Below are 24617 nucleotides of genomic sequence, written 5' to 3'. Positions count from 1 at the left end.
TCACCATGACTAAACAAAGAATTGTTGCCGTGACGGCCTGTCCTACCGGTATCGCTCATACGTTTATGGCTGCCAATAAAATTACAGCATGGGCGAAAGAAAAGGGTATTGATGTCAAAGTCGAAACCCAGGGAAGCGACGGTGTTAAGAACAAACTGTCGGCCCACGATATCGCCAGCGCCAGTGCCATTATTCTCGCCACCGACGTTCCCCTTCAGGACGCCGAGCGTTTCGACCATGTGCCGCACCTGAAAACACGCACCCAGGAGCTTATCAGGCATACCGATCGTTACCTGCGCCAGGCGCTGGCAATGGAAAAAACGGTCACGCACATTGAAGACCACGCTGAAAGCAGCCGCTCCGCTTACCAAATCTTTATTGGCCATATCATGGCCGCCATCAGCTACATGCTGCCGGTTGTTGTGCTGGGTGGCCTGCTGATGGCGACGGCGAAAATTACCGGGCAATTTATCAGCATCGAACACACGCCGTTTAGCGTGCTGGATAAGCTTGGGTTCATGACCATTAAATTTATGTACCCTGTTTTTGCCATGTATCTCGCGTTTTCAATTGCCGGTAAGCCTGCGCTGATCCCCGGGCTGATTGGCGGCATCATGTCTGATGAGGTTTACAAGCGCTTCTTTGACATTGAAGGGTTTATGCCATCAGGCTTTTTTGGCGCGATAGGTATCGGCTTTTTTGTCGGCTATCTGGTGCGCTGGCTTAACGATACCATTCAGGTTCGCCAACAGCTTACAACGATTAAGACCATGTTAATGGTACCGCTGATTACCGGTATTACGCTGGTGATGGTGATGGAATACCTGATTAACCCTGTTTTTGGTGCGCTCAACCAGCTGATGGTTGAATTCTTTACTTCCGCCGGGGATACCGGGCGCGGTTTCTATTCCGCGATGATCGCCGCAGGCACCGCTTTTGACCTGGGTGGCCCGGTGAATAAAGCCGCCGGTTCCGTGGCGCTGGGTCTGAATGGCGTCAGTGAAACCTTTGATTTAACCGCCAGAGAGCTGGCGATTGTTATTCCTTCCATTGGTGTAGGTATCGCCGCATTTCTGAACGGGCGCTTCGGCCTTCCTGCCGTGTTCAGTAGTGAAGAGAAAACAGTGGGCAGCACATCATTGCTGCTGGGTCTCATCGGCATATCAGAAGGTGCGATCCCCTTCATTCTGAAAAACCCACGGCTGATCCCCGTCTTCATGGCTGGCGCAATGTCCGGCGCACTGCTGGCTATCGCACTGGGAGTAAAGCAAACCCTGCCACTTCCGGCGATATGGGGATGGCCGCTGGCAACCAACGTCACGGGATATCTGCTAAGCGTTTTCACTGGTGCACTGGTCTGTGCGCTGGGCGTTCTCTATGCCAGCCCACGAATGGCGAAGTAAGGACAGGAAGATGAGTCACATCCACGTCGTCGCACATACGCACTGGGATCAGGAGTGGTATTTCACGCTCCAGGACAGCAACATTCTGGCGTCTTACAATTTCGCTGAAGTGATTGCCACGCTCGAACAAGATCCGTCATATACCTGCTACCACCTTGATGGGCAAATGGCCGTCGTTGAGGATTTCCTGGGCATTAACCCCGAATATCGCCAGCGCCTGAATACACAGGTACGCGACAAGCGTCTGTTTATTGGACCGTGGTATTCGCAAACCGATACCTACAACGTTCACGGCGAGTCAATTATTCGCAACCTGAAATACGGTATGTTGTCCGCGAGGGAACATGGCCATGCCATGATGGTGGGATACCTGCCGGATACGTTCGGCCACAATGCACAAATGCCGACCCTGCTACGCGGCTGCGGCATTGATAACATTGTATTCTGGCGCGGCATTAACCACGACGATCAGGCCAGCAAGAGTCAGTTTATCTGGCGAGCCCCCTCAGGAGCCGAAATCATCGCCTGCGCGATGGCATTTGGCTATGGCGCAGCAAAAAATATCAGCGCCGATGCTGAACACCTGCATGGCAAAATTTACCCGCTCGTCAATGCGCTTCGCCAGCGCGCCGGGCTGGAACATTTATTACTGCCCAGCGGCGGCGATCAGGTCAATATCGATCCTGATTTACCCGGTATTCTGCGCACGGCGAGCCAGCACTCACCAGAAAATGACCAGTACCGGATCGGCTCGCTGGAGCACTACGTCGGGCTCCTGCGACAGCGGCAAGGCAGTTTTGAGCGCTGGGAAGGTGAACTGAAATCCCCTCGTTATACGCGCATTCACAAAACGATCGGCTCCGTCCGTTATGACATCAAAAAGAAAAATTACGATATTGAACAATTTATCCTGCGTCGGCTGGAGCCCACGATTGCGTTAGCGCGTCATCACGGTATTCACGTCAATCTGGAATGGGTCGATCGCATCTGGAAACAGCTATTGCGCTGCCATGCTCACGATTCCATTGGCGGTTGTAATAGCGATGCCACCAACCGTGATATTGCTCATCGCCTCGAGCAAACCGAGCAGCTTTGCCACAGCCTGTGGAATCTGGTGGTGAAAGAACTGGGCTCGGCGTGCTGCCAGGAAGGTGAGCTACTGGTTGTGAATACCAGTGCGGATAAGGCGTCACGCGTCGTGAATACCACGGTATACAGCCGCAGCGATACCCTTGCGCTACGGTACCAACACCAGCCTCTGGCGTTCAGCGTTCTCGACCGGCAGTCCCTCCCTGGTGGGCGGGTTGTTCAACTGACGCCTGAAGGTGAAAAAGAGATCGTATTACCCGACTATTACCGCTGGAACATCGCGCTGGATATGCCGGACTTACCCGCTCTCGGTTATATGGCCGTCACCGTAGCAGAAGCACCGGGCATAAGCGATTGGGCACAGACCGTCCAGGATACCGTTATTGAAAACGAGACGAGCAGGCTGCGAATCGAAGCGGGTTATCTCTCTCTGGAAGATAAACATAGCGGCAGGCGGATTGAAAAACTGTTCACGTTCGAAGACTGCGCCGACGCAGGCGACAGCTACGACTTCTCCCCACTGAAGGGCGATACGCCTCAGTACACTGCTCAATTCAGGCTTCTTGACTGCCAGAAGTGTCAGCTCATCGAAAGAATGACGTTAGAAACGGAACTCTTGTTACCCGTGGATCTGGCAGCTCGCGCGGGAGGCGCAACAAAAACGCTGTCCGTGCGGCTGCAGTGTGAACTGCGCAAATACGATCCTCATTTATATGTCGCGATAGATCTGGAGAACACCGTTTGCGATCACCGTCTGCGCTTGCTGATCAACAGCGATATCACGACGCGGCACACCCTTGCCTCGCAGCCTTTTTCGATCATCCGCCGTCAGGCTGGCGTGAAAAACGATCGGTGGCGTCAGCAGTACCGGGAATTTCCCGTGGATATCGAAACCAGTGAGGGGATTATTGCTGTTGAAGACGCAGGCAAAGCGCTGATCATTAACAGCCAGGGAATGAAAGAGTTTCAGCTCCACGGAACAGAACCCGCCCAAGTTGCACTGACGCTGTTTAAAGCCACGGGGGTACTGGGCCGCGACGATCTTGCCTGGCGACCTGGCCGTGCCTCGGGGATCAATAACACCATTGTTGAAACACCGGACGCACAGCTCCTCAAACCGCTGCACTTTTCTTTTGCCCTGTCGCTGGCAGACAACGCAGAGCACGCCACGTTACGGAAACGGGAAAAACAGGCTATTGGCCAACCCTTTACCTGGCAGCGGCAAACGCTGCATACGCTGGATAACCGTCTTGAGCGGTTCACATTAAACATAAAAACGCGCTCGCTGCCGGGTTATTTCTCGCTTCTGGACGTCCCCGAGCCGCTCATACTTTCCGCTCTGCCACATGCCCAAACGGTGAACGGCACCCTCGTGCGTCTTTTTAACGCCGGTGACCAGCCGGTGCCCGTTCCGGCCTGTTTTACAGCGCTTGCACAGGTCAACTATCTGGAAGAGATCGTCCCCACACAAACCATGATCCCGCCTTCCAGTAGCTGTGATTTTCTTATTGCTTACACGGAGCGTAACGATCCGCAATGACTCTTACCCCTCTGATTAACGAAACACTCACGCAGCTGTATCCCCATCAGGATCCCGCTGTGACCGGCGAGAGAATTCTCCAACTCTGCAAACAATGGAAGTCTGGTCAGCACACTCCGGTTCCGCTGGACCAAACCCGCGTCTGGATGATTGCTTATGGTGACAGTATGACCTCCCCAGGCGCACCGGCACTTAACGTACTGCACCGGTTTTCACAGACGTGGCTGAAAGAGAGGATCAGTGACATCCACCTGCTGCCTATGTATCCGTGGAGTTCCGATGATGGGTTTAGCGTCAAAGATTACCGACAAATAGCCCCTGAACTGGGCGGCTGGCAGGACGTCGAAGCGATGGCAAAAGATTTCAATCTGATGTTCGACTTCGTTATCAACCATATCTCCCGGGAAAGCACCTGGTTTAAAGGGTATCTGGACGGTGATGCCCGCTACGAGAATTTTTTCCTGAATGCCGACCCGGAGGGCAATTACCATCAGGTGACGCGTCCCCGGGCGTTACCGCTACTCACGCCATTTACACGTAAAAGCGGGGAAAAGGTTCATATCTGGACAACATTTAGCGCCGATCAGATAGATTTGAATTTCCGTGAACCGGAAGTCCTTCTGGAGAGCATTGCGATCCTGCTGGAATATGCCGCCCGTGGCGCACGCGCGATCCGTCTGGATGCTATCGGTTTTCTCTGGAAGGAGCCAAATAGCCGCTGTATTCATCTTCCACAGGTGCACCAAATCATTAAGCTCTGGCGAGCCATTCTTGATAAAACGTTCCCCGATTGCCTGCTCATTACGGAAACCAACGTCCCGCATCAGGAGAATATCCGTTACTTTGGTGCCGGTGATGAAGCAAGCATGGTCTATCAGTTCCCCTTGCCTCCGCTGACGCTGCATGCATTTTTACGCGGCAATGCTCGCTGGCTGAGACAGTGGGCAGAAACGCTGGAAGCCGACCCCCTTCCTGGCAACTGCACATTTTTCAACTTCCTGGCCAGCCATGACGGTATTGGTTTACGCCCGGTAGAGAATGTGCTGGATGCAGAGGAAAAAAACTTTCTGATCAGTGAAGTGGAACGCAAAGAAGGACGTATTTCCTGGAAAACGGATCCTGACGGTAGCCAGTCGCCGTATGAACTCAACATCAACTATCTGAGTGCGTTAAGCGAACCCGGCGAAAGCCAGAACTCACAGATAGCCCGCTTCAGCGCCGCACATGCAATTTTATTCATGCTACAGGGCGTTCCGGCAATTTATTACCACAGCCTGCTCGGGAGTGAAAATGATGTTGCCGGGCTGCGCGCCTCTGGCATTAACCGGCGTATCAATCGCGAAAAGCTGGATCTTTCACGTCTGCACAGTGAGCTTATCGACCCACAGAGCCTGCGCGCCCGCATCTATGGCGAACTGACGAAACTGTTACAGATACGGCGGCAGCATCCGGCCTTTTCGCCCCACGCCGGGCAGCGTGTCCTGCCGCTGGAGGACTCGCTCTTTGGTGTGGTACGCCAGAATAAACAAGAAAGCGAAACCCTCTATTGTGTCGTCAACGTCACGGGAACCCCGCAGCCGCTTTCGTTACCGGTGGCAGGTATCGATCTCGTAACAAACAAACCGTTTACCGGCAGGTGCATTCTTGCAGGCTGGCAGACACTGTGGGTTCAGGTTAACTCACCCCTGGAGGCATAAAATGAATTTACTCACGCTGACTCACGCTGATTTCATCTTTATCAACCCCGAGCCACGCACGCCGGAAGCGCTCATCAGGCACATGTCAGATTCGCTAGCCAGACGGGGTGTGATCCACGATAAGCACGCGTTTATTGATAGTGTCTTACATCGCGAAAGCGAAGGCCCTACCGCGCTCGGTGAAGAGCTTGCCGTCCCGCATGGAAAATCAGAATCTGTCGCCCAGGCGGCCTTCTGTGTTGCACTTTTTGAAGAGCCCATCACATGGCCCGGGCTGGAGGGCGACGAAAAGGTCAGAATGGTATTTCTGCTGGCCATTCCTTCCCGTGAAGCGGGAAGCACCCATATGCAGCTTCTGACAACGCTGACAACCTCCCTCACTGATGACGAAACGCGCAGTAACCTTCTCGCGGCAAGCACCCGCGAAGAGGTGCTGTCCATTTTAGGGGGTGAGGAGGAAGCGCCTGTACCACCTGCAATGCCTGCCGCACCGGCTAACAACCCACTGCTTCCGGTGATACTTGGCATCATCACCGCGGTGGCGCTGATCAACGCCGGGCTAAGCTGGGCCGGTCACCTGTAACGCAGAACTCACACCTGTCAGTCAAAACCAGGCTCAGCGCAACCTGCGCTGAGCTGATGATTTTGTTGAAAAATTAATCAAAATTTGACGCAAGGAATTTACAAAGCCTGTAACGCTTGTCATCTGTACTCTCCCTTTTTTACTTTGTTCTGAATCAAAAAAATCGCAAACAAGTTTGATGCAAATCACTATATGTAGCACTTAAAATGCACGCCGACCCAACATCTTGTATTTATCGTCTACTATTCCAACAACAAGACGGCGACCCTGCTCCCCGGAATTGTGGATAACAAGTGTCGGGAACGAGGGAAATAGCGGGGCGGATTGAAAATCTGCCCGGCGCAATCTTCTCCACCTCTGTGGATAACCTGTTTTTAAAATGGAGTGATCATGACACCGCATGTGATGAAACGTGATGGCTGTAAAGTGCCGTTTAAATCAGAGCGCATCAAAGAAGCCATTCTGCGTGCAGCTAAAGCAGCGGGAGTCGATGACGCAGATTACTGCGCCACCGTCGCAGAAGTCGTTAGCAGCCAGATGAATACACGCAGCCAGGTTGATATCAGTGAGATCCAGACTGCCGTTGAGAACCAGCTGATGTCGGGGCCTTACAAGCAGCTGGCCCGCGCCTACATTGAGTATCGCCACGATCGTGACATTCAGCGTGAGAAGCGCGGTCGTCTGAACCAGGATATTCGTGGTCTGGTAGAGCAGACCAACTCCGCCCTGCTCAATGAAAATGCGAACAAAGACAGTAAAGTCATCCCGACCCAGCGTGACCTGCTGGCGGGTATTGTTGCCAAACACTATGCCCGTCAGCACCTGCTGCCGCGCGACGTCGTTTCCGCGCACGAGCGCGGAGAGATCCACTACCACGATCTCGACTACTCGCCGTTCTTCCCGATGTTCAACTGCATGCTGATCGATCTGAAAGGGATGCTGACCCACGGTTTTAAAATGGGTAACGCCGAGATTGAACCGCCAAAATCCATCTCCACCGCTACCGCAGTAACGGCGCAGATTATCGCCCAGGTCGCCAGCCATATTTACGGTGGCACCACCATTAACCGCATTGATGAAGTGCTTGCGCCGTTTGTCAGCGCGAGCTTCAACAAGCACCGTACAACGGCGGAAGAGTGGCAAATCCCGGATGCCGACGGCTATGCCCATTCGCGCACCGAAAAAGAGTGTTACGACGCATTCCAGTCGCTGGAGTATGAAGTTAACACGCTGCACACCGCCAACGGCCAGACGCCGTTTGTCACCTTCGGTTTCGGCCTGGGTACCAGTTGGGAATCGCGACTGATCCAACAGTCCATTCTGCGCAACCGCATCTCTGGTCTTGGCAAGAACCGCAAAACGGCGGTATTCCCAAAACTGGTGTTTGCCATTCGTGACGGTCTGAACCACAAGTTTGGCGACCCGAATTACGACATCAAGCAGCTGGCCCTGGAGTGCGCAAGCAAGCGTATGTATCCGGACATCCTGAACTACGATCAGGTGGTCAAGGTCACCGGTTCGTTTAAAACGCCAATGGGCTGTCGCAGCTTCCTCGGCTTGTACGAGGATGAAAACGGCGAGCAGATCCACGACGGGCGTAATAACCTGGGCGTGATCAGCCTTAACCTGCCGCGCATCGCGCTGGAGGCCAAAGGTAATGAAGCGGCCTTCTGGACGCTGCTGGACGAACGTCTGCTGCTGGCACGTAAAGCGTTGATGACCCGTATTGCCCGCCTGGAAGGGGTGAAGGCGCGCGTTGCGCCAATCCTGTATATGGAAGGTGCCTGCGGCGTGCGTCTGAAAGCAGACGATGACGTTTCTGAGATCTTCAAAAATGGCCGTGCGTCTATCTCGCTGGGCTATATCGGCATTCACGAAACCATCAACGCGCTGTCTGGCGACAAGCATATGTATGACAGCGACGCGCTGCGTGAAAAAGGTGTCGCTATCGTGCAGCGCCTGCGCGATGCGGTTGACCTGTGGAAAGATGAAACCGGCTATGGCTTTAGCCTGTACAGCACCCCGAGCGAAAACCTGTGCGACCGTTTCTGCCGCCTGGACACCGCAGAGTTTGGCATCATTGAAGGGGTGACCGACAAAGGTTACTACACCAACAGCTTCCACCTCGACGTCGAGAAAAAGGTTAACCCGTACGACAAGATCGACTTTGAAGCTGCTTACCCGCCCATCGCCAGCGGTGGTTTCATCTGCTACGGCGAGTACCCAAACATCCAGCACAACCTGAAAGCGCTGGAAGACGTGTGGGATTACAGCTACCAGCACGTGCCGTATTACGGTACGAACACGCCTATCGATGAGTGCTACGAGTGCGGCTTTACCGGTGAGTTCGAATGCACCAGCAAAGGATTCACCTGTCCGAAATGCGGCAACCATGATGCCTCGCGCGTTTCCGTGACTCGCCGCGTGTGTGGTTATCTCGGCAGCCCTGATGCACGTCCGTTTAACGCCGGTAAGCAGGAAGAGGTGAAACGCCGCGTGAAACATCTGGGGAATGGGCAGATCGGGTAAGTTCTTTGCCAGGTTCTCCCCCTCACCCTACCCCTCTCCCTCAAGGGAGAGGGAACCGATCGAGCACATTGTCATGCCGGACGCCGGTTTTCTCCCTCTCCCTGTGGGAGAGGGCCGGGGTAAGGGCATCAGGTTAACACTATGAATTACCACCAGTACTACCCCGTCGACATCGTCAACGGCCCCGGCACCCGCTGCACCCTGTTTGTTTCTGGCTGTGTTCACGAATGCCCCGGCTGCTACAACAAAAGCACCTGGCGCTTAAATTCAGGCATGCCGTTTACTGCAGAGATGGAAGACCGGATCATCAACGACCTGAACGACACACGCATTCGCCGCCAGGGGATTTCACTCTCCGGTGGCGACCCGCTTCACCCGCAAAACGTGCCGGAGATCCTGAAGCTGGTAAAACGTATTCGCAGAGAGTGTGCAGGAAAGGACATCTGGGTCTGGACAGGCTACAGGCTGGATGAGCTGAATGCGCAGCAGATGGAAGTGGTGGATCTGATCAACGTGCTGGTCGATGGCAAATTCGTGCAGGATTTAAAAGACCCGGCGCTTATCTGGCGCGGCAGCAGTAACCAGGTTGTGCATCATTTGCGTTAAACGCTATAGCCGTTTATCTGCATCATGATAAACGGCTGATTTCTCTCGTTTGCCTATGGCAACAACAAACACCATCACAACCTCATCCCGCACCTGATAGACCAAACGGTAGCCGGATGATTTAAGCTTAATTTTGTAGCAATCATGCAGCCCATGTAAACGGGCGGATTCGATCCTGGGATCCACCAGTACATCGACCAATTTCTTCTTAAATTGGGTTTTCACGGTATCGCCCAGTTTATGCTACTCCTTTAGCGCTCCAGGGTCGAATTCCAACTCATAAGTCATCCAGACTAACCTTAATTCCTTTTTGTGGATTAGCCAGTCGCTCCCGGACTGTCTGAATCAATGCGTCTTCACCGTCGCTAATGGTCACCGTTTTCACCGGCATACGCCCCGTCTCTGCGACGTACTGAAACAGTAATCTTACAGCTTCGGTTGGGGTGATATTGAGTTTTTCCAGCACTGCATAAGCCTCATTTTTAAGTTTGTCGTCCAGACGGACGTTCAGCGTGGCCATTATGCCTCCAGTAATGACAAAGATGTAATGCAGTTTAGCATTACATTCGCATTACATCGAATTCTGGATAACGCCTCTCAAAACCGGCTCAAACTCTCCATCGCCACGGTCTTAAACTCCGCAAAATCCCCGCAACCGCACAGCCGTGACATGGCGCGTTCGCGCAGGAATGTCACGAAGATGTCGTAAATCGCCATCGCCTCTTCGTATTCGCTTTTACTGATGGCAAGCAGGAAGATGACGTGCGCAGTTTCATCGCCCCACGGAATACCCTGCGGAGCCAGCACGGTGTAAACCACTGTTTTCTGCGCCAGTAACCCGAGGGAGTGCGGCAGCGCGATACCATCACCGAGCATGGTGCTGACGATGGCTTCGCGCTCGACGACGGAGCCCAGGAATTCCGCGCCGACAAAACCTTCGTCTTCAAGCTGCTCACACAGCTCACGGAACAGCGTTTGCTGGTCAATGGGTTTATCAATAATGCGGAAATGGGCCGCGTCGAAGTATTTGTCCAGCATCCACGGACGGGTTCTGTCCACCAGCACCAGCTTGCCGATCTGCTCCAGCTGGTAGTCCGTCGGGAACGGGGCGATCATCACCACCGGCTTGGACTTTTCGCTCACGCGGGCGGTGGCGATAACAAAGTCTTCGCTGATCGACCCGGCCTGCTCGTACTCGCGCAGCGTAAGGGTACGCGTCACCTCAATTTGCGGATATTTACGCTGCAGCACCGCCTCAATCATTCGCACCATCGCGTTACCAGCATCGCACACCAGCAGCACGCGCGGCTGACGCTGGTAACCAATATTGTAGTGACGCTCAAGACCAACCCCGATATGCAGCACCAGGAAGCCAATTTCGTTTTCACTGATCACATACGGCGTGTATTTGCCCCAGCTCGACACCGCCGCCAGCGTCATATCCCACGCCATCGGGTAGTGCTGTTTGATGTTATCCAGCAGCGGATTGGGGATCATGATTTGATACCGCACGCGGGTGATCATGGTTTTAATATGTGTCAGCAAATCCGCATGCAGCTGCTCGTCGCTGAGCAGATTGTAGTTATAGTGGGTGTTGATGTAGCGCAGGATGTAATTAACCAGCGCTTCGTCGTCATCGGCATTGATGGCGCTGGGGGCGATGTCCTGGATCTGTCGCGACGCAATGTGTACGCACAGCCAGTTCTCTTCTGAAGGCGAAAGCGCCTTACCTGCCAGCTGCTGGATAGTCACCGCGATATCCTTCGCCGCTTCACGCACATTCTCTTCCACACCTTCCGCATGGAATTCCGGCAGCGGGTAGCCTTCACTGATGCGACGCACCGACACCGCACAGTACAGGCGCAGGAACAGTTCACCTTCGTCGGTCAGGCGGATATGGTGGCGGGTCAGCGCGTCATGCAACACGCTCACCATCTGCTCAGGTACACCTGCGTTGAGTGCAACTTCCGTCACCAGTGGGTTCAGGCTGTCCTGCTGCGCCAGCTCCCAGAGGAGATCGGTCAGACAGGCGCGGGTTGCCATCTCGCTACCAAACAGCTTCATGCCGTGGCGTGGGCGGGTTTCCAGCGTCAGGTGGTAGCGATGGAACCACTCGCGCACTTCCGCCATGTCGCTTTGCAGCGTGGCGCGGCTGACAAACCACTCGTCAGCCAGATCTTCCAGCTTGAGGGAAAACGCCGAGGTGAGAAAACGCACCACCAGATAGTGCACACGCTCCGGCCCCGTCCGGGGAATGCGCAACGCGCGCGGGTGAGACTCCTGGAGCTGCTGGTAGCGCTCTGCATCGTCAATTTTGAGCTGGTAGCCATTGCCACGGCTCAAAATAAACTGTGCGCCGTGGCTCGCCAGCAGCGCGTTCAGGGCGGTGATATCAGCGCGGACGGTTCGCGTGGAGACCGACAGACGCTGCGCCAGCTCGTCCTGCGGCAGCGTCTCGTTTTGCAACAGATCGAAAAGTTGCGCTAAACGTTGGTTCGGGAATCGCACGTCGTTGTCCTCTTACTGCTTAGGGTGAAATAACCATCTGGGATGGGCTGCCGACCGGGGTATAACCCGGCTCGAAGCTCAGTTTTCCATCCTGTGCCACGCGGAAACGGGTAATGTTGTCGCTGCGCTGGTTCATGACATACAGCCAGCGCCCCTGCTTATCGAGCGTCAGGGTTCGCGGATAATCGCCCCGCGTCCAGACATCGTCCTGATGCCGCAACGTGCCATCCTCTTTTACGGTAAAGTGCCCGATGCTGTTATGCAAACGGTTAGCCACATACAGCTGCCTGCCGTCGGCACTTAATGCCAGCCCGGCGGCAAAACTGGTGCCTTTATAACCTTCCGGCAGCGCGGAGAAGGTTTTGCCTTCTTTCAGCCTGCCGCTGGCATCCAGCGTATAGTGCGTCAGCGTGGAAGCCTCTTCGTTAATCAGCCACAGGGCATCACCTTTCGGTGTAAAGACGAAGTGACGAGGCCCGGCTCCTTTTGAAGAGGCACGGATAAACGGCGGATCGTTGGGGGTCAGCTTCCCGCTTCGATCGTCAAAGCGGTACTGGTAAATACGATCCAGCCCCAGATCGGTGGAAAAAACGTATTTCCCGCGCGGATCGGCGGCGATCATATGTGCGTGCGGGCCGTTATGATCGCTGATGGCAAAACTCCCTTCCACCGCCGCCTCCGGTTTCGCCGCACCCGGCTCGCCCTGATCCTGATGTTTATCCGTGGCATCACCCAGGCTGCCGTCGGTTTTGATCGGCAGAACCGCAATCGAACCGCTGACATAATTCGCCACCAGCAGATGTTGCCCGTTCGGCGTCAGGGAGAGATAAACCGGCCCCGCACCACCGGACGCCACCTGATTGAGCTCACTCAACTCCCCGTTATCCCCCACGCGCAGCGCCTGCACCACCCCCTGCTCCACTTCGCTGGCCACATACAACGTTTTACCGTTGTGCGAGACAGTGAGCTGCGCGGCGTTCGGCAGCTTGCTCACCAGCGTTTTGCTGCCGAGCGCGCCAGTTTGCGGGTCGACGGTAAAGCGGTACAGCCCTTCACCATTGGGATTGTAGGTACCGACCCAGGCGTACTGCGTCTGGGCGACAGCAGCAGTAGCCAGTAAAGAGAGTGAAGCGACAAGCAGATTACGGGTGTGCATGGTGGCTCCTTCAGGTGTATGCGGTTTGTTCCCCTCACCCCAGCCCTCTCCCAAAGGGAGAGGGGGGAAATGTTCCCTCTCCCTTTGGGAGAGGGTTTGGGTGAGGGTTCAGGTTTTACTTCACCAGCTTCTTCGTCATGTCCAGCAGCGTACGCACATCTTCCGGACGCGTATCGCCGCTGGCTTTGTCGATAATCGAACTGTAGATATGCGGGATGATTTTGCTCACACCCGCGTCCAGCGCGATCTGCAGGATCTCCTCAAAGTTTTCCAGATCGATACCACCGGTCGGCTCCAGCCAGAAATCGTGACGGGCGCAGGCTTCCGCCACCGCGTTGTACTCGTCACGACATTTCAGGCCGCCCATCGGGAAGTATTTGATGGAGCTGCCACCAAAATCTTTCAGCAGGGCAATCGCAGTTTCCACAGGAACGATGCCGTCCGGTGCCGTACTGCTCAGCGGGCCAGTGGAGATTTTCACCATGCCAACGGTACCGGTCGGGGAGACCAGGCCGTTCACCACGGAGTCGTTCTGCCCCAGCAACGCACGGCTGGTTGCCACACCGGTGAAGACCTGGTTCACGTGCTGCGGTTGTACCTGACGGGAGATTTCACTCACCATCGCAGACTGGTTCGGATCACCTGCGCCCAGGCCCACGGACAGCGCATTATCAATCAGCGCCGCGTATTCGCGCATATCGGCCACAGCGCTTGCCACGTCCGGGTAATTTTTGGAGAGCACACCCACCAGCACATGGCCTTCCGCAGCCTCGTAAATGGCGCTGGCGTTGGCTCTGGAGCCTGCCAGTACGTTCAGACAGACGCGGTCACGGTAAAAATTAGGGGTCAGCTTCATGCGTTTTTCTCCTGTCCTAATACTTCGCGAATGCGGCGGAACACAATGTTCAGCTGTTCAGCATTCACGCTGCGCACATCCGCTTCGATAATCCCTTCGTTGGCCTTGTAGCCACGGAAATAAATGGCGTATTCGCCCTGCTTCAGCGCATTCACCAGGTCACCTGTCCCCATGCCGGTGGTCGCTTCATCAAACGCAATCTCGGTGCGCGCAATGTCACGACCAGCGCTGTCCCAGACCACGCGTGCCGTTACGCCATTCAGGGTGTTGAGCGCGTCGACAAACGGCGTCATCTTCGCCACCATCTCTGCGCCACTCTCTTTGGTCGCCGTCAGATAATGCTCAATGGCGCAGGTCAGGCCAAGAATGCCCTCTTTACCCACCTTCATGGCGCGGCCAATGCCTGCCGTCTGGCGCTTCACCCATTCAACGTACTGGGCTTTACCGATCACCAGCCCGCTGGTTGGCCCTTCAATGGCTTTCGCACCGCTGTAGATAACGAGATCCGCACCGGAGCGGTAGTAAACATGCAGATCTTCTTCTGCCGCCGCATCAACGATCAGCGGCAGACCATGTTTACGCGCCACCACGGCTGCCTGCTCCACGCTGAGCATGCTTTTCTGCACGCAGTGGTGAGACTTGATATAGAGGATCGCCGCCGTACGTGGGGAGATCGCCGCCGCCAGCTGCTCGGCAGAACATTCGTTGGCATAACCCGCCTCCACCAGCTTGCCCCCCCCCAGCGCCACCATTGTGCCCACCGGTGCGCCAAAGTTGACGTTGTGACCTTTCGGCAGCACGATTTCGTTGTTCTCAGGTGGGGTGACGTGCAGATTTTCCAGCAGCCAGTCGCTGTCTTTCACCAGCACTGCGGCCACGGACTGCGCAATACCCGCCGAGGCACAAGAGACCACTGTCGCCCCTTCCACATCCAGCAACTTCGCAATGTATTCCCCGGTTTTATTGACCAGATCCTTCATCTCAAAATACTGATTCATACCGTCCATCGCCGCCTGCACCACTTCCGGGCGCGGCGTGGAAACCCCCAGCGCCGTCATACGGCCAGAGGTGTTAATGACTTGCTTTAAGTGGTACTTCTCATAAATCGAAGGCATGTTCCGTGCTCCCTTGTTCGGTCATGTAGCCCTTGCCCGCGCGGATCGCAGCAAGCGGCACCAGAATGTGTTCAGCCTGCAGGCTGTCGTTTTCGGCATCCGTCAGCACCGTCGGCTGACGTTTAATGGTGAACAGCGTCAGATCGGCGTCGAGCCCAGGCTGGATGCGGCCCTTGCGCGTCAGGCGCAGGCCATCAGCCGCATTTGCCGTCACGCACTCAACCACCTGCGGCAGTGACATACCGATGGCGAGGAATTTCGACATCACGCTCGCAAGTGAGCCTACCGGGCCGTGAAGACGGTTGCGGCAGTAGATATCCGAGCTGATGGTGTGCGGCAGAATGCCCATCGCGATGGCGCGTTTTGCCACCTCAAAGCTGAAGCTCGCCGTACCGTGGCCGACGTCCAGACGCACGCCGCGTTTCAAGGCGGAAGTAATGGATGCACGCAGTTCGCCGGATGGGGTGAGAATGCGGTTTGGCTTGCCGTTGTAGCAGTGGGTGATGATGTCGCCAGAGCTGAGCAGTTCAGCGATTTCGTCGAGGTTTGGCGGGTTATTACCAATGTGTACCATCAGCGGCAGGTCGCCGTTCTCTTTCTGGATAGCTTTCGCACGTTCCAGTGGCGTAATGCCATTCTCACCGACCACGCTGCTGCTCATGCGCGCTTTCAGGCCAACGATAAAATCAGGGTAACGTTTAACCGCCTGTTTCACCGCATCGGCGTCGATGTTAGCCAGATTAGCCAGCTCGTTCTGCGCAATCAGTCCAACGCGGGAGATGTTCAGCAGAGTGTAAACCTCGGTTGTCGCTTTGCGGGTGATGGCGTAAAAATCGTCCACGTCATCCGCCCCGGTACTGCCCGCATCCACCACGGTGGTGACGCCAGTGGCAATGCCCACGCTGTCTGGTTCGTCGTGGTAAATGGGGGAATTCGGGTAGCAGTGTACGTGGGAATCAATCCAGCCCGCGCTAACGTATACGTCACCGTTGAGCGCCACCGTTTGATGGGCGGGTGCGTCAATGTCGCCCAGCGCCGCGATTTTTCCGTCCTGAATGGCGATATCAGTCAGGGTATCGTCAGTAAGACGCGCACGGCGCAGGAGTAAATCAAACATAGTGCTCTCCTGATAAGGCGGGCGCGCTGCGCCCGCGGGTGTTAAAGGGCGACCGGGAACAGCCAGCCTAAAATCATCGCACCGAGGATCGCACCACCGGTGATCGGCTTCTGCCAGAGATAGAACAGCAGTGCGCCTGCAAGCGACCCGATACCAATCGGAATGGATGCAGTCATGGCGCTCAGGATAATCAACGGCCCGAGGAAGCGCCCGGAAGCGTTACCTGCCCCCATCATCACGTCAGCACCGTAGGTCGAGTTACTCTGATTGATGGTGAACTTACGCGCCAGAATGATGACGTAACCAATCGCCAGACCAATCACCAGGCCGGTGATCAGGGCGGCAATAAAGTTGGTCACCGGGAACATGATGCCCGCTCCCAGCAGCAATGCAGGAACGCCGAGGCCAACGCCAGTCTGGATAGCCCCGCCGATATCTAAAATCCCCACCAGCGAGCCTTCGATGATACGGGCGAACAGGAAGCTGGCACCAAAGGCCGCTACCGCGCCGTAAACACCGGTATCAATCCCTGCTTTCAGCATCGCCACAAAAGCCACTTCGTTAAACGCGCCAATGCCGTAGAGGTAGTACATGTGCGTCCCGGCGAAGACGCCGGAGGAGAGCAGGCCAACGAAGATCGGGAACGACCAGTCGGCATACCAAAAACCTTTATTCTGTTCCATGTAGAGGCTCCTGTTATTTACCGCTGAGCGAGTTGTGGATCATGTCGAGCCAGTTCGGCACGGTCAGATGGAAGGATTCGATCATCTTCATATCGAAGCCACGGAAGAAGCCGCTCAGGACGAACAGCGCCACGATGGCCACCATCATCACTTTGGTGACGTGGTTCCAGCCGCTCTCTTCCACGCCTTTACCGATCAGAATACCCAGCACCAGACCCGGTACGGCGTTACCCATGATCAGCTGCGCCGCACCGCCAAACACGGTGGCCCAGAAGCCGGATTTTTTGCCTGCATCGATGGCCGCCAGCCAGAAGATAACCGGCATGACGGTGTTCACCAGCAGGTTAGCTGCCGGTACCAGCACCTTAACGGCCGTCACCTGAAGTGCAGCCGGAACGGAGGAGGCGGTAAGGTTAAGGAAGGTCACGACGATCATGCCGATCACGCCGCAGGCAATCGCCATCTTGCGGGGATCGTGGAGTGTTTCGCCGACGTTACGGTTTTTGAGCATTAGCGCCGCTGCGCCCCAGTTCGGGATAATGCGGTGGTCAACGTCCTGAGTGAATGCACCTGCGGCCACGGAAGAAGCCCAGGCGTTAAAGAAGAAGCCTAACCCAAAAGAGAAGTGAGAAGCCGGGTCCCCTTCACAGGAGTTCAGTTCCCCCAACGTACGAAACGCGCCCATACCCTGAGTGGTAGGCGCATGAAACATGCGTGCAGCCCCGGCCCCCACACCGACGCCAACCAGGCCGCCAATGATGAGCGATTTTATTAATATAATTAAGAACATCAGTCTGCCCTTTTATGAAGAATCAGCGTTGCGTGACGAAATCCACCCGATCAAGATTGATGGCAGTCACGTTGACGGTCACATCCAGCTCCACGCTGTAGGTGCGTCTTTCCCGGCGCAAAAAGAAGAACAGGAAGGCTTCTTTACGCACCGCTTCTTGCGCCTGAACAACCTGCACATCCTGTGGCTCAATACGCAGTAAGATATGCGGTGAGGCTTGCATCACCGCGGCCTGAACGTGGTTGAGCGCATCGGCAAAGGCGCGCGCTTTGGCATCGCCTTTGCCCTTCACTCTCACGGTGGTCGTGAACTGTTCTTTCATGCTTATGCGCCGTGCTTCTTCTGCCACGCCTGTACCAGACGCTCGCCCAGCTCTTCTTTATCCATAAAGCCGAAGCCCAGCACGTTGCAGCCTTCGTTGATGGCGGTTACGCCCTCTTCCACAGAACGCATGCCGTATTTGGCTTTGTAGCCATATTTGGTTTGCGCAGTAATGGCACCCGCGCCACCGCTGCCGCAGAAGGAGATGCCGAAGGTGGCGTTTTCCGCTTTCATCACGTCACCCAGTTTCATATCTGCCGCCACCCCCGGCACGACAACCGCACGTCCACCTGCCTTTTCCACGCCGGCGGCCACTTTCTGACCTTTACCCAGGCGATCGCCAATCACGACTGTAATCTGTTCCATGTGTTGCTCCTTAAAGGTTGTCTTTCGCGACTTCAAAGTGAACGGAGAGCAGCCAGGCCTCTTCATCAGGAAGGTTGCCAAACTGCGCCACCACTTCGCGGGCAAGTCGCATTGAATCGGGTGAAATCTCGTCGAACAGCTCTGCTTCTACTTCCGGCAGCGGCTCGCCGGTCACAGACCGGTGCGCCATCGCGCGAACGTGTGAGGTCAGCATCTGTTCCTGTACTGCATTAGGGATGATGTTGTGCCGGGCCAGCAGGGTATAGACCTGCTGCAGCATGGTGTTAGCGAGCTGTTCTGTTTGCACCGCCTGATCCCCAACGTCGTTCATTACCGCTCCGTTAATCACTCGTCTTACCCCGTTAATGGCTCTGGAATAAAACTAACGATGACGGCAAAGGGTTTGTAGCGAGTTGTTTTCCACTTCGAAGTGGAAAGGAAAGCAGCAGCAGTGATCTGTGCCACATAAATACGCTGAATTTGAATAAATCAATGCATTTACGTGATGAATATCACTCAATCTGGCGGCACAAAAGGGATGAGTAAAGCAGAAAAGATTACGAGCAGACTCGTAGAAATGTGACGTGGATAAGGTTTTCTTATGGGGATTCGCTAGAGTGGCGACGGGTGCTTGAGACTGACCGTCTCAGGCATGGGACGGAAAGTGGAAAGCCCCGCCTGATAGAAAATCAGGGTGGGGGCTCGAAACGACACGCACAACCGTGGAGTTCGCTACCTCGCCCGCTTTAAAGCAAGGAGGCATCCATGAAACGCCAGTCCCTGATTATCCGGGGTTTGATGATTATTGCTTTGACAATAATCATTTTAACGCTGGTGACGAGGAAAACACTGTGCGAGATCCGTTTTCGAAACGGCTCGTTTGAAGTGACAGCGCGGATGGATTGTCGCTCCGGAAAGTAGGGAGCAAGCATGCGGGGGCGCGTAATGCACCGCCGCACACGGAGAAAGGGCGTACAGCTCAGGCACCCAATTAACGATACTTTTTGTGATACGTATTGCGTGTCGTCACAAACTGATCGGCTGCTGCACGAGCTTCTTTCACTTTGCCTTCATTCGCGAGCTTCAGCGCACCGTCGATCTGGCCCACCAGCACGTCAAAGCCGTGGAGATAGTCCTTCATCTCGGCGCTGTCAGCCGCTTTGTTTTCCAGCTTAGGTGGCGTGGATTTTTTCGAGTCTAATGCCGCCTCACGCATTTTGGTCAACGCGTCTTTCATTTCTGCTGCATTGTCCGTTTTCTGAACGATCTTCAGGTTTTCACTGAGAATACCCATGTTGCTTTCAAGATCGGCAGCAAACGCAGAAGAGCCAAGAACCAGCGTTGAAGCCGCGACGATCGCTAACAGGTGTTTACGCATTGCTCACTTCCTTTTTTATTATTCACGATAAGCGTAATACCCTAAATAATTCGAGTTGCAGGAACGCGTGCAGCCAACGCACCTGCAGTTTGAAGTATGACGGGTATTATTGACCGGCAATTTTCATTTCCGGCAGAAGAACTGAACCACACTGTATATTGCTACGTGTTTCAATATCGTTACCGACAGTAACAATATTGCGCCACATATCTTTCAGGTTGCCGGCAATAGTGATTTCACTCACCGGATACTGGATTTCACCGTTTTCAACCCAGAAGCCCGCCGCACCACGAGAGTAATCCCCGGTCATGCCGCTCACGCCCTGGCCCATCAGCTCCGTCACCACCAGGCCGGTCCCCATCTCTTTCAGCATCTGCTCAAAGTTCAGACCTTGCCCGGCAATACGCCAGTTATGAATGCCACCCGCGTGACCCGTGCTTTTCAGCCCCAGCTTACGTGCAGAATAGTTGGTCAGCAACCACTGGGTCAGAATACCGTCTTTGATGATATCGCGGCGTTCTGTGCGCACGCCTTCGCTGTCGAATGGCGTAGAAGCCAGACCTTTAAGCAAATGCGGATGCTCTTCGATAGTCAGCCATTCCGGCAGGATCTGTTTACCCAGCGAATCAAGCAGGAACGTCGATTTACGGTAAACCGAGCCACCGGCAATCGCCCCGACCAGATGGCCAAACAGGCCAGTCGCCACTTCATTGGCAAAAATAACCGGGGCTTTCATGGTAGAGAGCTTACGCGGTGACAGGCGAGAAAGTGTGCGCTGCGCACACTCAGCACCGACCCACTCCGGAGACTGCAAATCCTCCAGCGCACGGCCAATGGTATAGGCGTAGTCACGCTCCATATCGCCATTTTCTTCGGCAATCACACAGCTGGACAGCGAATGACGGGTCGAGCAGTAACCCTGCAACATCCCGTGGCTGTTGCCGAATACTTTGATGCCGTAGTGGCTGTTGAAACTGCCGCCTTCGGTATTGGTGATGCGTTTATCAGCCTGCAGGGAGGCCTGCTCGGCACGCGCAGCCAGTTCGATCGCTTCGTCCGGGGTGACTTCCGCCGGATGGAAAAGATCGAGATCCGGGGCATCAAACGCCAGCAGCTCTTTGTCGGCAACACCTGCGTAAGGATCGGGGGACGTATAACGCGCGATATCCAGCGCAGCCTGCACCGTACGGGCAATGGCATCCGGGCTGAGATCGGTCGATGATGCACTGCCTTTGCGATTCTGGTGATACACCGTGATCCCCAGAGCACCATCGCTGTTGAATTCTACATTCTCCACTTCGCCATAGCGGGTACTCACGCTAATGCCAGTGGTTTTGCTGACCGCCACTTCCGCGCCATCTGATTTACCTGAAGCGAGCGTCAGCGCGGTGGAGACGGCTTCTTCCAGAAGCTTACGCTGCGCTTCAACTTGTGAGGTTACTTTCATCGCAAATGCCATACTGTAAGAGAGAGTTAACTGAAGTCTAACAGAGAACCGTTTTTCAGTGCGCGTCTTAACTGGTAACATTAGCCTCTTTTTTTAAGGAGCCTGACATGACTAAGCAGCCCGAAGACTGGCTCGACGACGTTCCCGGTGATGACATCGAAGACGAAGATGATGAGATCATCTGGGTCAGTAAAAGTGAAATTAAACGCGACGCCGAAGAGTTAAAACAGCTTGGCGCAGAAATGGTAGAACTGGGTAAAAACGCGCTGGATAAGCTCCCGCTCGACCAGGATCTACGTGATGCCATTGAACTGGCACAGAAAATCAAAAAAGAAGGCCGCCGCCGCCAGCTTCAGCTTATCGGTAAAATGCTGCGTCAGCGTGACGTCGACCCGATTCGCCAGGCGCTGGACAAGCTGAAAAACCGCCACAACCAGCAGGTTGCGCTGTTCCATAAACTGGAGCAGATCCGCGATCGTCTGATTGAACAAGGTGATGACGCTGTGCCAGAAGTCTTAAATCTGTGGCCAGACGCCGACCGCCAGCAGCTGCGTTCTTTGATCCGCAACGCGAAGAAAGAGAAAGAAGGGAATAAGCCGCCGAAATCTGCGCGCCTGATTTTCCAGTATCTTCGCGAGCTGTCTGAGAACGAAGAGTAACATTCGAACCGCCTGTTCCCCTCACCCTGACCCTCTCCCCAAAGGGGCGAGGGGAATTGAACAGCCTCTCCCCTTTGGGAGAGGCTGGGGTGAGGGGATTACTCGACCACTTCCGCTTTCTTCGCCAGACCGTCCAGCAGTTTCTGATGGATCCCACCAAAACCGCCGTTGCTCATCACCAGAATGTGATCGCCAGGCTGTGCAGATTTCACCACCATATCCGCAAGCGTATCAACGTCCGCACTCCAGTGCGCAGGCTGTACGCAGGCATCGGCAACTTCCGCCACCTGCCACGGAATATGCTGCGGCTGCAGCAGGAAGACTTCATCGGCACGCCCTAAGGATGGTGCGAGATCGTCTTTGCAGATGCCCATCTTCATGGTGTTAGAGCGAGGTTCCAGTATCGCCAGAATGCGCGCCGTGCCCCCCACTTTGCCGCGCAGGGCAGCAAGCGTCGCCAGAATGGCCGTTGGATGATGTGCGAAATCGTCATACACCGTGACACCGTTGGCTTCGCCACGCAGCTCCAGACGACGGCGGGCGTTCACAAATGAACCCAGTGCATTGGCCGCATCCGCAGGCTGAACGCCCACATGACGTGCCGCAGCAATCGCCATCAGACCGTTGTGCATGTTGTGCTCGCCCACCAGGCCCCACTTCACCTCACCCACTTTTTCGCCGTCGAGCAGCACTTCCCACTCAGAGGCATCCACGTTGAGTTTTTTCGCCTGCCAGTGGCCCTGATCGCCCACCAGCTCCTGCTCGCTCCAGCAACCCATCGCCATCGTCTGCTTCAGGTTGATGTCGTTCTCCGGCAGGATAATACGGCCCTGACCCGGAACAATGCGCACCAGATGGTGGAATTGCTTCTGAATCGCTTTCAGGTCGTCAAAGATATCCGCGTGATCAAACTCAAGGTTGTTGAGGATCAGCGTACGTGGGCAGTAATGTACGAATTTAGAACGTTTATCGAAGAACGCACAGTCGTACTCATCGGCTTCGATCACAAAGAATGGGCTGTCACCCAGACGTGCGGAGACGTCGAAATTACCCGGTACACCACCAATCACGAAGCCAGGCTTGTAACCACAGGCCTCAAGGATCCAGGTTGCCATCCCGGCGGTGGTGGTTTTACCGTGAGTACCGGCAACAGCGATCACCCAGCGGTCGCGCAGCACAAAATCATGCAGCCACTGCGGGCCAGACATAAATGGAATATTGCGTTCCAGCACCGCTTCAACACACGGATTACCACGGGTCATGGCGTTACCAATGATCACCAGATCCGGCTGCGGCTCCAGTTGGCTGACATCGTAGCCCTGAATAAGGGAGATGCCCTGCTTCTCCAGAAGCGTGCTCATCGGCGGATACACATTGGCGTCCGAACCTGTCACTTCATGGCCCAGCGAGCGCGCCAGCATTGCCAGTCCGCCCATAAAAGTGCCACAAATCCCCAATATATGAATGCGCATACGTCACTATCCTTCTTCAATGTGGCGCACATTTTACTCACATGTCAGCGCCTGTGAAACGCATTTCAGGTAAATCCGTATGCTGCTGGCGCGATTCACCTCTGCGCTAACATTTGAATGTTTGTTAAGATTGTTGGGCTTTAGTCGTTTTAGTGAACATACAATCGCTCTACTCACATAAGATGCAGGGAAAGTGTTATGAAAACGTTAGGTGAATTTATTGTCGAAAAGCAGCACGAGTTCTCTCATGCTACCGGTGAACTCACTGCTTTGCTGTCGGCAATAAAGCTGGGCGCTAAGATCATCCACCGTGATATCAACAAGGCCGGTCTGGTCGATATCCTGGGTGCCAGCGGTGCCGAGAACGTTCAGGGCGAGGTTCAACAGAAACTCGACCTGTTCGCAAATGAAAAACTGAAAGCTGCACTGCGCGCACGCGACATCGTTGCGGGTATCGCCTCTGAAGAAGAAGATGAAATTGTTGTTTTCGAAGGGTGCGAACACGCGAAATACGTCGTTCTGATGGATCCGCTGGACGGCTCCTCCAATATCGACGTTAACGTTTCTGTCGGTACCATTTTCTCCATCTACCGCCGCGTCACGCCTGTTGGCACGCCGGTGACCGAAGAAGATTTCCTGCAACCTGGCAGTCATCAGGTTGCTGCCGGTTACGTCGTATATGGTTCGTCCACCATGCTGGTGTACACCACCGGGTGTGGCGTTCACGCCTTTACTTACGATCCGTCGCTGGGCGTGTTCTGCCTGAGTCAGGAACGTATGCGCTTCCCGGAGAAGGGCAACACCTACTCCATCAACGAAGGTAACTACATCAGATTCCCGAACGGCGTGAAGAAATACATCAAATTCTGCCAGGAAGAGGATAAAGCAACCCAACGCCCGTATACCTCTCGCTACATTGGCTCGCTGGTAGCGGACTTCCACCGTAACCTGCTGAAAGGCGGCATCTACCTCTACCCAAGCACCGCCAGCCACCCTGACGGGAAACTGCGTCTGCTGTACGAATGCAACCCGATGGCGTTCCTGGCCGAGCAGGCCGGCGGTAAGGCGAGCGACGGTAAAGAGCGTATTCTGGATATCGTGCCAAAAAGCCTGCACCAGCGCCGTTCGTTCTTCGTCGGTAACAACCATATGGTTGAAGATGTTGAACGTTTTATCCGGGAATTCCCGGACGCGTAATACCCTTAGCAAAGGGAGCCTGGCTGGCTCCCTTTCTCATTTATATATTTTACCGTATAAGTGTTTATAAAAAATACGCTTTAATATTCACCACTGCTCCTGCAT

24 protein-coding genes are annotated in these 24617 nt (G+C 54.9%); 9 read left to right on the top strand and 15 right to left on the bottom strand.

Annotation, left to right across the window (positions count from 1 at the left end):
• Positions 1–5: 5 nt before the first annotated feature.
• From ACHHZ6_RS14785 to nrdG, 6 genes are all read left to right on the top strand, one after another.
• Complete coding sequence (locus tag ACHHZ6_RS14785) at positions 6–1403, top strand: PTS fructose transporter subunit IIC (RefSeq protein ID WP_182273550.1); 1398 nt, start codon at positions 6–8, stop codon at positions 1401–1403.
• Between the two features lie 10 nt (positions 1404–1413).
• A complete protein-coding gene (locus ACHHZ6_RS14780; protein WP_395122491.1) occupies positions 1414–4032 on the top strand; it encodes a glycoside hydrolase family 38 C-terminal domain-containing protein in 2619 nt (872 codons plus the stop codon).
• Positions 4029–5729: a sugar phosphorylase gene (locus tag ACHHZ6_RS14775; protein WP_395122489.1), complete on the top strand. Its 1701-nt coding sequence runs from the start codon at positions 4029–4031 to the stop codon at positions 5727–5729. The genes ACHHZ6_RS14780 and ACHHZ6_RS14775 overlap by 4 nt, the downstream gene beginning before the upstream one ends.
• A gap of 1 nt (position 5730) precedes the next feature.
• The gene (locus ACHHZ6_RS14770; protein ID WP_395122487.1) at positions 5731–6312 is read left to right on the top strand and encodes a fructose PTS transporter subunit IIA; all 582 of its coding nucleotides are present in this window, start codon (positions 5731–5733) and stop codon (positions 6310–6312) included.
• 390 nt (positions 6313–6702) lie between these two features.
• Complete coding sequence (gene nrdD, locus ACHHZ6_RS14765) at positions 6703–8841, top strand: anaerobic ribonucleoside-triphosphate reductase (RefSeq protein WP_395122486.1); 2139 nt, start codon at positions 6703–6705, stop codon at positions 8839–8841.
• Between the two features lie 141 nt (positions 8842–8982).
• A complete protein-coding gene (gene nrdG / locus ACHHZ6_RS14760; RefSeq protein WP_395122485.1) occupies positions 8983–9447 on the top strand; it encodes an anaerobic ribonucleoside-triphosphate reductase-activating protein in 465 nt (154 codons plus the stop codon).
• 3 nt (positions 9448–9450) lie between these two features.
• Here nrdG and ACHHZ6_RS14755 read toward each other — a convergent pair whose 3' ends face one another.
• The 12 genes from ACHHZ6_RS14755 to ACHHZ6_RS14700 all read right to left on the bottom strand — a co-directional run bounded on the left by ACHHZ6_RS14755 (position 9451) and on the right by ACHHZ6_RS14700 (position 18708).
• Positions 9451–9684, bottom strand: coding sequence for a type II toxin-antitoxin system RelE/ParE family toxin (locus ACHHZ6_RS14755; RefSeq protein WP_395122541.1), 234 nt, complete (start codon positions 9682–9684; stop codon positions 9451–9453).
• Between the two features lie 40 nt (positions 9685–9724).
• Positions 9725–9967: a type II toxin-antitoxin system RelB/DinJ family antitoxin gene (locus tag ACHHZ6_RS14750; RefSeq protein WP_182919308.1), complete on the bottom strand. Its 243-nt coding sequence runs from the start codon at positions 9965–9967 to the stop codon at positions 9725–9727.
• 77 nt (positions 9968–10044) lie between these two features.
• Positions 10045–11955, bottom strand: a complete 1911-nt coding sequence (locus ACHHZ6_RS14745) for a BglG family transcription antiterminator (RefSeq protein ID WP_395122483.1) — start codon at positions 11953–11955, stop codon at positions 10045–10047.
• 19 nt (positions 11956–11974) lie between these two features.
• Positions 11975–13111, bottom strand: a complete 1137-nt coding sequence (locus ACHHZ6_RS14740) for a lactonase family protein (RefSeq protein WP_395122481.1) — start codon at positions 13109–13111, stop codon at positions 11975–11977.
• Positions 13112–13226: 115 nt separating this feature from the next.
• Positions 13227–13967, bottom strand: coding sequence for a KDGP aldolase family protein (locus ACHHZ6_RS14735; protein WP_182919306.1), 741 nt, complete (start codon positions 13965–13967; stop codon positions 13227–13229).
• The gene (locus ACHHZ6_RS14730; RefSeq protein WP_182273541.1) at positions 13964–15082 is read right to left on the bottom strand and encodes a DgaE family pyridoxal phosphate-dependent ammonia lyase; all 1119 of its coding nucleotides are present in this window, start codon (positions 15080–15082) and stop codon (positions 13964–13966) included. Before ACHHZ6_RS14730 ends, ACHHZ6_RS14735 begins: the two co-directional genes overlap by 4 nt.
• Positions 15066–16199 carry an amidohydrolase/deacetylase family metallohydrolase gene (locus ACHHZ6_RS14725; protein WP_395122479.1) on the bottom strand — a complete coding sequence of 378 codons (1134 nt, stop codon included), beginning with the start codon at positions 16197–16199 and terminating at the stop codon, positions 15066–15068. The genes ACHHZ6_RS14730 and ACHHZ6_RS14725 overlap by 17 nt, the downstream gene beginning before the upstream one ends.
• A gap of 41 nt (positions 16200–16240) precedes the next feature.
• Positions 16241–16882, bottom strand: coding sequence for a DUF4310 family protein (locus tag ACHHZ6_RS14720; protein ID WP_182273539.1), 642 nt, complete (start codon positions 16880–16882; stop codon positions 16241–16243).
• A 13-nt stretch (positions 16883–16895) separates the two neighbouring features.
• Entirely contained in the window at positions 16896–17672 is a 777-nt protein-coding gene (locus tag ACHHZ6_RS14715; RefSeq protein ID WP_182273538.1) for a DUF4311 domain-containing protein, read from the bottom strand.
• A gap of 22 nt (positions 17673–17694) precedes the next feature.
• Positions 17695–17994, bottom strand: coding sequence for a DUF4312 family protein (locus ACHHZ6_RS14710; RefSeq protein WP_182919304.1), 300 nt, complete (start codon positions 17992–17994; stop codon positions 17695–17697).
• Between the two features lie 2 nt (positions 17995–17996).
• The gene (locus ACHHZ6_RS14705) at positions 17997–18359 is read right to left on the bottom strand and encodes an SFCGS family glycine-rich protein (RefSeq protein ID WP_002437459.1); all 363 of its coding nucleotides are present in this window, start codon (positions 18357–18359) and stop codon (positions 17997–17999) included.
• A gap of 10 nt (positions 18360–18369) precedes the next feature.
• On the bottom strand, positions 18370–18708 hold the full coding sequence (locus tag ACHHZ6_RS14700; protein WP_182273536.1) for a glycine dehydrogenase: 339 nt from the start codon (positions 18706–18708) through the stop codon (positions 18370–18372).
• A 416-nt stretch (positions 18709–19124) separates the two neighbouring features.
• On the opposite strand from ACHHZ6_RS14700, the gene ACHHZ6_RS14695 reads away from it, so the two are divergent.
• Positions 19125–19280 (top strand): Hok/Gef family protein, encoded by a 156-nt coding sequence (locus tag ACHHZ6_RS14695; protein WP_182273535.1) that lies wholly within the window; start codon positions 19125–19127, stop codon positions 19278–19280.
• A gap of 70 nt (positions 19281–19350) precedes the next feature.
• On the opposite strand, the gene cybC is transcribed toward ACHHZ6_RS14695, so the two are convergent.
• Complete coding sequence (cybC, locus tag ACHHZ6_RS14690; protein ID WP_182273534.1) at positions 19351–19737, bottom strand: cytochrome b562; 387 nt, start codon at positions 19735–19737, stop codon at positions 19351–19353.
• Between the two features lie 106 nt (positions 19738–19843).
• On the bottom strand, positions 19844–21196 hold the full coding sequence (gene pmbA, locus ACHHZ6_RS14685; RefSeq protein WP_182274613.1) for a metalloprotease PmbA: 1353 nt from the start codon (positions 21194–21196) through the stop codon (positions 19844–19846).
• A 95-nt stretch (positions 21197–21291) separates the two neighbouring features.
• Between pmbA and yjgA the strand changes: the two genes are divergently transcribed.
• Positions 21292–21843 (top strand): ribosome biogenesis factor YjgA, encoded by a 552-nt coding sequence (gene yjgA, locus ACHHZ6_RS14680; protein WP_182273533.1) that lies wholly within the window; start codon positions 21292–21294, stop codon positions 21841–21843.
• Positions 21844–21941: 98 nt separating this feature from the next.
• Here yjgA and mpl read toward each other — a convergent pair whose 3' ends face one another.
• A complete protein-coding gene (gene mpl / locus ACHHZ6_RS14675; protein WP_182919303.1) occupies positions 21942–23315 on the bottom strand; it encodes a UDP-N-acetylmuramate:L-alanyl-gamma-D-glutamyl-meso-diaminopimelate ligase in 1374 nt (457 codons plus the stop codon).
• A 198-nt stretch (positions 23316–23513) separates the two neighbouring features.
• On the opposite strand from mpl, the gene fbp reads away from it, so the two are divergent.
• Positions 23514–24512: a class 1 fructose-bisphosphatase gene (gene fbp / locus ACHHZ6_RS14670; RefSeq protein ID WP_182273531.1), complete on the top strand. Its 999-nt coding sequence runs from the start codon at positions 23514–23516 to the stop codon at positions 24510–24512.
• The last annotated feature ends 105 nt before the right edge of the window (positions 24513–24617 follow it).

It is taken from the genome of Enterobacter cloacae complex sp. 2024EL-00214 (genome assembly GCF_043945575.1).
In the GTDB taxonomy this organism is placed as follows: Bacteria; Pseudomonadota; Gammaproteobacteria; order Enterobacterales; family Enterobacteriaceae; genus Enterobacter; species Enterobacter cloacae_P.
Note: the sequence above shows the minus strand (reverse complement) of the source record. Positions and strands in the feature narration are given on the sequence as shown.

Coding starts and splice junctions, on each gene's coding strand:
- ACHHZ6_RS14785 (WP_182273550.1), top strand. CDS start 6: ATGACTAAACAAAGAATTGTTGCCGTGACGGCCTGTCCTACCGGTATC.
- ACHHZ6_RS14780 (WP_395122491.1), top strand. CDS start 1,414: ATGAGTCACATCCACGTCGTCGCACATACGCACTGGGATCAGGAGTGG.
- ACHHZ6_RS14775 (WP_395122489.1), top strand. CDS start 4,029: ATGACTCTTACCCCTCTGATTAACGAAACACTCACGCAGCTGTATCCC.
- ACHHZ6_RS14770 (WP_395122487.1), top strand. CDS start 5,731: ATGAATTTACTCACGCTGACTCACGCTGATTTCATCTTTATCAACCCC.
- nrdD (WP_395122486.1), top strand. CDS start 6,703: ATGACACCGCATGTGATGAAACGTGATGGCTGTAAAGTGCCGTTTAAA.
- nrdG (WP_395122485.1), top strand. CDS start 8,983: ATGAATTACCACCAGTACTACCCCGTCGACATCGTCAACGGCCCCGGC.
- ACHHZ6_RS14750 (WP_182919308.1), bottom strand. CDS start 9,967: ATGGCCACGCTGAACGTCCGTCTGGACGACAAACTTAAAAATGAGGCT.
- ACHHZ6_RS14740 (WP_395122481.1), bottom strand. CDS start 13,111: ATGCACACCCGTAATCTGCTTGTCGCTTCACTCTCTTTACTGGCTACT.
- ACHHZ6_RS14735 (WP_182919306.1), bottom strand. CDS start 13,967: ATGAAGCTGACCCCTAATTTTTACCGTGACCGCGTCTGTCTGAACGTA.
- ACHHZ6_RS14730 (WP_182273541.1), bottom strand. CDS start 15,082: ATGCCTTCGATTTATGAGAAGTACCACTTAAAGCAAGTCATTAACACC.
- ACHHZ6_RS14725 (WP_395122479.1), bottom strand. CDS start 16,199: ATGTTTGATTTACTCCTGCGCCGTGCGCGTCTTACTGACGATACCCTG.
- ACHHZ6_RS14720 (WP_182273539.1), bottom strand. CDS start 16,882: ATGGAACAGAATAAAGGTTTTTGGTATGCCGACTGGTCGTTCCCGATC.
- ACHHZ6_RS14715 (WP_182273538.1), bottom strand. CDS start 17,672: ATGTTCTTAATTATATTAATAAAATCGCTCATCATTGGCGGCCTGGTT.
- ACHHZ6_RS14710 (WP_182919304.1), bottom strand. CDS start 17,994: ATGAAAGAACAGTTCACGACCACCGTGAGAGTGAAGGGCAAAGGCGAT.
- ACHHZ6_RS14705 (WP_002437459.1), bottom strand. CDS start 18,359: ATGGAACAGATTACAGTCGTGATTGGCGATCGCCTGGGTAAAGGTCAG.
- ACHHZ6_RS14695 (WP_182273535.1), top strand. CDS start 19,125: ATGAAACGCCAGTCCCTGATTATCCGGGGTTTGATGATTATTGCTTTG.
- cybC (WP_182273534.1), bottom strand. CDS start 19,737: ATGCGTAAACACCTGTTAGCGATCGTCGCGGCTTCAACGCTGGTTCTT.
- pmbA (WP_182274613.1), bottom strand. CDS start 21,196: ATGGCATTTGCGATGAAAGTAACCTCACAAGTTGAAGCGCAGCGTAAG.
- yjgA (WP_182273533.1), top strand. CDS start 21,292: ATGACTAAGCAGCCCGAAGACTGGCTCGACGACGTTCCCGGTGATGAC.
- mpl (WP_182919303.1), bottom strand. CDS start 23,315: ATGCGCATTCATATATTGGGGATTTGTGGCACTTTTATGGGCGGACTG.
- fbp (WP_182273531.1), top strand. CDS start 23,514: ATGAAAACGTTAGGTGAATTTATTGTCGAAAAGCAGCACGAGTTCTCT.